At 57.5% G+C, this 8,404-nt stretch carries 6 protein-coding genes and 1 riboswitch; of the genes, 5 read left to right on the forward strand and 1 reads right to left on the reverse strand.

The features are described from left to right. Positions 1–204 precede the first annotated feature (204 nt). A complete protein-coding gene (metE, locus tag NW815_RS04690) occupies positions 205–2,469 on the reverse strand; it encodes a 5-methyltetrahydropteroyltriglutamate--homocysteine S-methyltransferase (protein WP_011433481.1) in 2,265 nt (754 codons plus the stop codon). Positions 2,470–2,925: 456 nt separating this feature from the next. After that, a riboswitch (cobalamin riboswitch) is annotated at positions 2,926–3,131 on the reverse strand. Between the two features lie 375 nt (positions 3,132–3,506). Here metE and NW815_RS04695 point away from each other — a divergent pair. The 5 genes from NW815_RS04695 to NW815_RS04715 form a co-directional block, all read left to right on the forward strand. Further along, positions 3,507–4,997: an ABC transporter substrate-binding protein gene (locus NW815_RS04695; protein ID WP_414387934.1), complete on the forward strand. Its 1,491-nt coding sequence runs from the start codon at positions 3,507–3,509 to the stop codon at positions 4,995–4,997. Next, positions 4,982–5,983: an ABC transporter permease gene (locus NW815_RS04700; RefSeq protein ID WP_414387933.1), complete on the forward strand. Its 1,002-nt coding sequence runs from the start codon at positions 4,982–4,984 to the stop codon at positions 5,981–5,983. The genes NW815_RS04695 and NW815_RS04700 overlap by 16 nt, the downstream gene beginning before the upstream one ends. Beyond that, complete coding sequence (locus tag NW815_RS04705; RefSeq protein WP_011429071.1) at positions 5,980–6,873, forward strand: ABC transporter permease; 894 nt, start codon at positions 5,980–5,982, stop codon at positions 6,871–6,873. The genes NW815_RS04700 and NW815_RS04705 overlap by 4 nt, the downstream gene beginning before the upstream one ends. A 4-nt stretch (positions 6,874–6,877) precedes the next feature. Then, positions 6,878–7,807 carry an ABC transporter ATP-binding protein gene (locus NW815_RS04710; RefSeq protein ID WP_011433477.1) on the forward strand — a complete coding sequence of 310 codons (930 nt, stop codon included), beginning with the start codon at positions 6,878–6,880 and terminating at the stop codon, positions 7,805–7,807. Beyond that, a partial coding sequence (locus NW815_RS04715; protein ID WP_414389746.1) for an ABC transporter ATP-binding protein occupies positions 7,794–8,404 on the forward strand: 611 nt, incomplete at its 3' end. The genes NW815_RS04710 and NW815_RS04715, both read left to right, overlap by 14 nt.

The following is an 8,404-nucleotide window of genomic DNA, read 5'->3' on the forward strand; positions in this document are numbered from 1 at the left end:
GGAGGGCGCCTGTATGATCTGCGCTGAGGGGCTACCGGGATCCCTACTTTGCTCTTCACAAGCTTTTTGAGATCCCGGAGAGCAGCTTTGCCGGTTGCATCAGCAGACCGTAGGCCCTAAGCCAGCCGCATCAGCACAACAGCGGCACCGCCCGCGGCGACTTGTCAAGCCAGCCCGACCAGTTACATCAGCGGGTCGTGGGCCTTACTCGCGCAGACCCTCAGGTTGGGTTTCCAGAAGCTCCTCCCCTAGCTGATGAGCGGCAGCCACCATATTTTTCAGTGCGGGGATCACCTCCTCCCAGCGGCGGGTCTTGAGGCCACAATCGGGATTAACCCAAGTTTGCTCCACAGGCAAGTGGGCCAGTCCTGTGCGCAGCTGCTGCAGGATTTGCTCAACGCTCGGCACCGCAGGGCTGTGGACATCGTAAACGCCGTTGCCCACCTGGTGACGATACCCAGCCTGGGCAATTTGCAGCAGGGTTTTGTTGTTGCTGCGGCTGTTTTCAATGGAAAGCACGTCGGCATCCAGCCGCTCAATGTGCTCGATGATGTCCCCAAACTCTGAGTAGCACATGTGGGTGTGAATCTGGGTTTCCGGCTTGGCCCCGCCGGTAGCTAGGCGAAAGGCATCCACTGCCCAGCTGAGGTATTCTGGCCAGCGTTCTTTTTTCAGAGGTAGCCCCTCCCGCAGTGCCGGCTCATCCACTTGCACCATCACCGCTCCAGCCGCTTCCAGATCTGCCACTTCGGCTCTCAAGGCCAGGGCAATCTGCAAAGCCTGCTCCCGCCGGGGAATATCAACACGGGGAAAGGACCAGTTGAGCATAGTCACTGGCCCCGTGAGCATGCCTTTCACCGGCTTTTGGGTGTGGGACTGGGCTACTTGGAATTCCCGCACTGTCATGGGTTGGGGGCGAACCACGTCGCCGTAGAGAATGGGAGGGCGCACGCAGCGGCTGCCGTAACTCTGCACCCAGCCGTGTTCAGTGAAGGCAAAGCCTTCCAGCTTCTGGGCAAAGTACTCCACCATGTCGGTGCGCTCAAATTCCCCATGCACCAACACATCCAGGCCAATCTCTTCTTGAATGCGGATGCACTTGGCAATCTCAGCGTCAATGGCTGCTTCGTACTCCGCCTGCGAAACCTCCCCTCTTTTGTACTTAGCTCGCCACTGCCGCACCTCTGGAGTTTGGGGGAAGGAGCCAATGGTGGTGGTGGGCAAAGGTGGTAGCTGAACCTGCCGACTTAGGCGCTGCTCGTAGGGCAGGAATCGCTCGAAGTCCTGGAGCTTGAGGTTGGCCAAAGCCTGGCGCACTTGGGGGTTGGGGGGGCTAAACTGCGCAAAGCTCTGCCATTGCTGCTGGATTTCCGCCTGCTGGGCAGCAGTGTCTTCGCCGTTGAGGGCTCGCGCCAGGAGAGCTACTTCGGCCAGCTTCTGTTCGGCAAAGCTGAGGACATTTCTGAGGGGTTCCGGCAACTGGGCTTCCAGAGCAGCGTCGTGGGGCACAAATTGCAACGAAGCGGAAGGCTGCACCCGTAGGTTGGGAGCTACCCCCTGCAGCTCCCGCAGGCTGGCCAAGACGGTCTCAGGCTGAACCTTCCAGACATTCCGAGCGTCCACTACGCCAGCACCTAGGATCTGGTCAGCCGGAAAGCCATAGGTTCTTACCAGATCCAGGGTGTGGCCACGGGTAAAGTCAAGGCTAATGCCGGCCACCGGCAGTTGCACCACCCAGGGGTAAGTCTCCCCCAGGTCATCGAAGTAGGTGACCAAGTGGACAGGGATCCCGGCGGTTGCCAACTGGCGGTAGCTCATTTCCACAGCTTCCCGCAGGCCACTTCCCTGGCTGGTAACCAAAATGGGATCGTGAATCTGGACTTCTGGGATCCCCAGCTGTTTTAACTCCTGGAGGAGATCCCGGTACAGAGGAAGGAGCTTTTCCAAGTCCGCCCGCAGATCCCCAGATCGCTGGCTAAGGCAGAGCAAAGTCACTGGACTGAGGACAACGGGGCTGGTGCGCTCCCCTAGGATCCCTTGGGCCCGCCGAACTCTTTCCAAAAAATCCCCAAAGTTAGGACTGGGATCGGCTTCCGGCTCAATTTCGGGTACCAAGTAGTGGTAGTTGGTGTCAAACCACTTGGTCATTTCCAAAGCCGGCAGGCCCTCCCGCCCCCGCGCCATGGCAAAGTAGCGGTCTAAACCCGACAGACCTCGGAACCGAGAGGGGATCAGCCCCAGCCAGGTGGCCCAGTCCAGTACATGGTCGTAGAGAGTCTGATCCCCTACCGCAATGTGATCAATCCCAGCTTGTAGCTGAGTCTGCCAGGCTTGAGTCTCCAAATCCCAAAAGGTAGCCAGCAGAGCCTCTGACCCTAGGGCACCACTCCAAAAGCCTTCCAAAGCTTTTTTGAGCTCGCGGCGCTTGCCCATGCGGGCATACCCCAATGTCATGGTTTGTGCAGTCATGTTGTGTGCCATCCCAAATACTGAGTTTTCTAATTTTCCTGCGTTCAATTCGCCCTCAACTGGGATCCCGCCCGCCAAGGAAGAAACCGGCTGTTCCTCTCTTGCCTCTGGAACCCCAACAAAACACTGCCTTTTGCGCAAAAAAGATACTCAACGCAGCCAGCGATCGCAGTGGCTACTTGCCAGCCTACCAATTGAAGTCAGGAAGCCTGACATCTCACTCTTTCCTTGGCGTAGGCGGGCTGTAGATCTTGATAGATCTTGGTGCAACAGCACCCAAAATTTACTCTCTCCCGGCCAACTGGCTCAGAGTCTTGCTTGGGTTCTTGGACTTATTTCTACTGCTGAGGAGTACCGAAAGCTTGTGGGAGCAACGCCGGGAAAATGCTCAGGATAACGAAAGCAGAAACGAGCTAAAGCCAAGACAGTTACCATCTGTACCTCGCAGATGTTGTGAAGTTTAGAAAAACCATCGGCGGGCATTCTGACTGACACGGTTTTGGGGGACAAGATCTGGATCGGCAGCGAATGACTCTAGAGATTTGCTGCAGGACTTCTCCTAAACCGGATCACAGCTGCGGGACAGCGGCAGATTCTCACTGCTCTTTCCCCGTTTCCTCTGGCGGCTGATCCCCGTCAGAACCGATAGCTGAGCTACATCGTATCACGGAGTTCAGAGACGGGAGTAGAGTGCTTCAATCATCACCAAGCCAGCAGCCTTTGGAGCTACCAGACCTCACCTTTCACCCAGCGGTCTTGCAGGAAGTCATCGGAATCCTCTAAGCATCCTCCCCCCCTGCATTGCTCTCAAGATAAGGCAGTGATAGCTTAGCTGCCATAAGTCTTGTCCAGGAGGCAAGGGGGTTTGCTCCTTTTTGCTGAAAAAGCGACAGATCGGGGTTTCTATGGCATCAAGCTTAAAAGTAACTGTGTGGTCTGTGGGCCTCTTCTTGCTGAGCCAGATGTGGGCTGGATGCGCTCAGAATGCTGAGCGGACAGCTTTCGATCCAAAGCTAGCAGGATCCAGCGATCAAATCGTGCTGGCCATTGGAGGGGAAAGCGAAGAAGGATTTGATCCCACCCTGGGCTGGGGACGTTACGGTTCGCCTTTGTTCCAAAGCACTCTGCTGCGGCGGGACGAGAACCTTGAGATTGTAAACGACCTGGCGACTGGCTACACTGTCAGCCAAGATGGCCTAACCTGGACGGTAACCCTACGAAAGGATGCAGTCTTCTCCGATGGAAAACCTGTCACAGCAGCGGACGTGGCTTACACCTTTAACCAAGCAGCTCGGAGTGGTGGTCTGGTCGACCTAACCGCCCTAAAGGAAGCAGTAGCTATCGACACTCATACGGTGGAGCTGCGGCTGCAAAAACCCCAAAGTACTTTTGTCAACCGCCTCATCACCTTGGGTATCGTGCCTCAACATGCCCACGGGCCTGATTATGCTCGCAAACCCATTGGCTCTGGCCCCTACCGACTGGTGCAGTGGGATGAGGGGCAACAACTGATTGTGGAGGCAAATCCCTTATATTACGGCCAGACTCCTGGCATTCGGCGGCTGGTTTTCCTTTTCCTGGAGGAGGATGCAGCCTTTGCAGCAGCCCGAGCCGGACAGGTACACGTGGTTAGCGTGCCTCAGTCTTTGGCTAAGCAAACTGTTGAGGGCATGAAGCTTCACGCCATTCCCAGTGTGGATAACCGAGGGCTGATGTTCCCCTTTCCCCCTAAAACCGGTGCAACAACCCCAAAGGGATACCCCATCGGCAACGATGTGACTTCTAACTTGGCGATTCGCAAGGCGGTCAACTTCGCCATTGACCGACAGGCGCTGGTGGATGGAGTCCTAGAAGGCTACGGATCCCCTGCCTATGGCCCAGTCAGCGGTTTGCCCTGGGAAGAGCCGACCGCCAAGATTGAGGACAACAATCCAGACCTGGCCCGTCAGATTCTAGCTGAGGGAGGCTGGAGCGATAAAGATGGGGATGGGGCAGTGGAAAAAAACGGGCTGCGGGCTGAGTTCACCGTGCTCTACCCGGCCAACGACAGTATTCGCCAAGCCCTGGCCCTAGCTGTTGCAGAAATGCTGCGGCCTGTGGGCATCCGAGTCAATGTCGAGGGCAAAAGTTGGGATGACATCACTCCGCTCATGCACAGCAACGTGGTGCTGTTTGGCTGGGGCAGCCATGACCCAACTGAGATGTACAACCTCTACCACAGCAAAGCGGCCCAGGGGGGATTTTTCAATGCCGGCTACTATGCCAACCCGTTTGTGGATCGAATGCTGGATCTGGCTATGGAGGCCCCCTCTGAAGCTGAAGCTATCCCCTTCTGGCGGGCAGCCCAGTGGGATGGAAAGCAAGGCTTTACTGCCAAAGGAGATGCAGCCTGGGCTTGGTTGGTGAACCTGGATCATACCTACTTTGTCCACGAGTGCTTGGATATAGGCCAGCCGCAGGTACAGCCTCATGGCCATGGTTGGCCAATCACAGCCAACATCACCCGTTGGAAATGGACGTGCAACTGAGGTCAGTTCTGCTGTTTCTGGCTTATAAGCTGACTCGGCTGGGGTTGCTGCTGGCGGCTGTGGCAGTCCTGACGTTTGCCCTGCTCAGCTTCTCCCCTGTTGATCCCGTACAAGCCTATGTAGGGGCCGACATGCTGCAGATCAGCCCAGCCCAACGAGACCTGATTGCCCAGCGTTGGGGGCTGGATCAGCCCATGCTGCTTCGCTTTGGGAACTGGCTTGGGCAGATGGTTCAAGGCAACTGGGGCACCTCAATGGTGTTCGATCAGCCAGTGGTGCAGGTCATTCAACAGCGGTTTGAGCTATCGCTGCCCTTACTGGCAATTGCCTGGCTGCTTTCCGGTTTCCTGGGAGTGGGGTTGGGGGTTTTGGCCGCAGCGTTTCAGGGCGCTTGGGTTGACCGCGGTATTCGTCTTTACGCCTACACCCTCGCCTCTTCTCCCCCTTTCTGGGTGGCGCTGCTACTCTTGATCGCGTTTTCGGTAGAGCTGGGTCTAACACCTATCTGTTGCGCCGCGCCACCTGGCGCGTTGGCGGAGGAGGTGACTTTTTGGCAGCGCTTACACCACTTGCTCTTGCCTGCTTTCACCCTAACTGTCATCGGCGTTGCCAACATCACCTTGCACACTCGTCAGAAGCTCATTGACGTGTTGCACAGCAACTATGTGCTGTTTGCTCGTGCCCAGGGGGAAAGCCTGGCTGGGATCCTGTGGTACCACGGCTTGCGGAATATCTTGCTGCCTGCGCTGACGCTGCAATTTGCCTCCTTTGGGGAACTGTTTGGTGGCTCAGTGTTAGTGGAACAGGTGTTTGCTTATCCAGGACTGGGACAAGCAACGGTACAGGCAGCTTTGCGCGGTGATGTGCCTCTGTTGGTGGGCATTGTGTTTTTCAGCGCCTTGTTTGTCTATGCCGGCAATACCCTAGCTGACCTGTCCTACCAGATTGTCGATCCACGCATTCGCCTTGGCGGGAGGATAGGATGATCCCTTTTGCATCGCCTCGTGTTGCTGCTGCTGATGCCGATGGGGGGATGAAATTCTCAGAGTCCTCTGTCAAAGGAGAGCGCAGGCGGCAGACTCTGTGGGCAATTGGACTGTGTGCTTTTTTTTTGGTGTCTATCCTCTGCAGCGCTGGGCTTATCGGCGATACCGGACTGAGCCCGAACCTAACTCAGCGGAATCAGCCTCCTTCCCTGGCCCATCCCTTCGGCACCGACTGGCTGGGGCGGGATATGCTGGCCCGATCCTTGCACGGGATGTCCCTTAGTCTGTGGGTAGGCATGCTGGCTGCCGCCGTCAGCGTGGTGATCGCCGCTGTTTTGGGTTTGGTGGGTGGCACGGTGGGAGGCTGGGTGGATGCCTCGATCTGCTGGATGATTGACCTATGTTTCAGCCTGCCTCACCTGGTGGTGCAGATCCTTATAGCTTTTGCTGTCGGCGGCGGAGTTCGGGGAGTCATTGTTGCCGTTGCCCTCACCCACTGGCCCAGCCTAGCGCGCCTGGTGCGGGCCGAGGTGTTACAGGTCAGCAGTTCTGACTATGTCCAGAGTTCTTACCGACTGGGCCGCTCTTCCCTCTGGGTTGCCCGCTACCATATGATGCCTCACATTTTGCCCCAGCTCCTAGTGGGACTTATTCTGCTGTTTCCCCACGCCATTTTGCACGAAGCAGCCCTCTCATTCATTGGGGTAGGTATTTCGCCGCACCTACCGGCCATCGGCATTATTCTGGCCGAATCCATGCGCCACCTCTCCACCGGCTACTGGTGGCTGGGGGTTATGCCTGGACTGCTGCTGCTGCTGTCGGTCAAGGCTTTTGACTGGCTGGGAGAAAACCTGCAGGCCCTTCTCAATCCGCGTACGGCTCAGGAGTAGGGAAATGTTGGTGGTCTCCGGCCTAAACATTAGGTTCAGCCGATACGAGCGGGGGCTGCGCCGCCGCTACCTTCAGGTGATTACAGATCTGGATCTGGAGGTTAAGGCAGGGGAGGTGGTGGCAGTGGTGGGGGCCAGCGGATCGGGCAAAAGTTTGCTGGCCCATGCCCTCTTGGGTCTTTTGCCAGAGAACGCTACCCTGCGCGGTACTCTCCTATTTCAGGGGCAGCCCTTGACCCCTGAGCGGTGTAGGCAACTGCGCGGCAAGGCCATTGCTCTCATCCCCCAGTCTGTGGACTACCTGGATCCCCTCATGCAAGTAGGATCCCAGGTACAGCGGGTAGCTCGGCTCAGCGGTGCCTCCCAAGGCGAGGCCCGTAGAGCAGTGAGCCGCATCTTTGCCCGCTATAGCTTGCCGCCGGGAACAGAGGGCCTCTACCCTTTCCAGCTCTCCGGAGGCATGGCACGGCGGGTGCTGGTATCGACGGCGGCAGTTAGCAGAGCCAAGCTGGTGATAGCCGACGAGCCCACGCCAGGCTTGGACGCGGAGGTGGTGGCTGAGACCCTTGCCCATCTGCGGGAGCTGGCCCAGGAGGGCCGAGGCGTTATGTTGATTACACACGATATTCAGGCGGCGTTGTCGGTGGCAGATCGAGTGGCAGTCTTCTATGCGGGCACTACAGTCGAGTTGGCCTCGGCTCAGGATTTCGAAAGGGGAAACTTGCGCCACCCCTACACTCAAGCTCTGTGGCGATCCCTGCCCCAAAATGAGTTTGCTCCCCTGCCGGGCAACCAGCCTGACCCTGAGGCACTGCCTGCGGGTTGTTTGTTTGGGGATCGCTGCCCCTGGGCAAGTGAAATCTGTCGAGCTGAGCATCCGCCTCTGCGGGCGGTTGGAGGAGGGTGGGTGAGGTGTATCCATGCTCAAGGGTGAGCATCTCTGGTTTCGCTATGGACGGCATCTGCCTTGGGTGGTGCAAGATCAGACCCTTCAAGTAGAACTTGGGGAAGTCGTAGGGCTGATGGCTCCCTCTGGTTTTGGCAAAACTACTCTGGCCAAGTTGCTGGCGGGCTACCTTACCCCCAGCCAAGGTCGGGTGAGTGTGACAGGGCAGCCTTTGCCTCGGCGAGGGTACTGCCCAGTGCAGCTTGTCTTTCAACATCCAGAGCAGGCCGTTAACCCCCACTGGCGCATAGCTCAGGTCTTGCGGGAAGGGCCTCCTCCCCAGCCAGAGGTTCTCCACACCTTAGGCATTTCCCCCAGTTGGCTCAACCGCTATCCCCATGAGCTAAGCGGGGGAGAATTGCAGCGGGTTGTCATCGCCCGGGTTCTCAACCCACAAACTCGCTATTTGATTGCAGATGAGATGACAGCCATGCTCGACGCCAATACCCAAGCCCTGATCTGGCAAGCTGTCTTGGCCTATGGGCGGGCACATCAGATGGGGCTTTTGGTCATCAGTCATGATCGCTTTCTCCTGGAACGGCTCTGCAGCCGCTACGTCATCATGACCAGCCATGACCCCTATCT

This window comes from Synechococcus sp. R6-7 (assembly GCF_047461695.1).
Classification (GTDB): Bacteria; Cyanobacteriota; Cyanobacteriia; order Thermostichales; family Thermostichaceae; genus Thermostichus.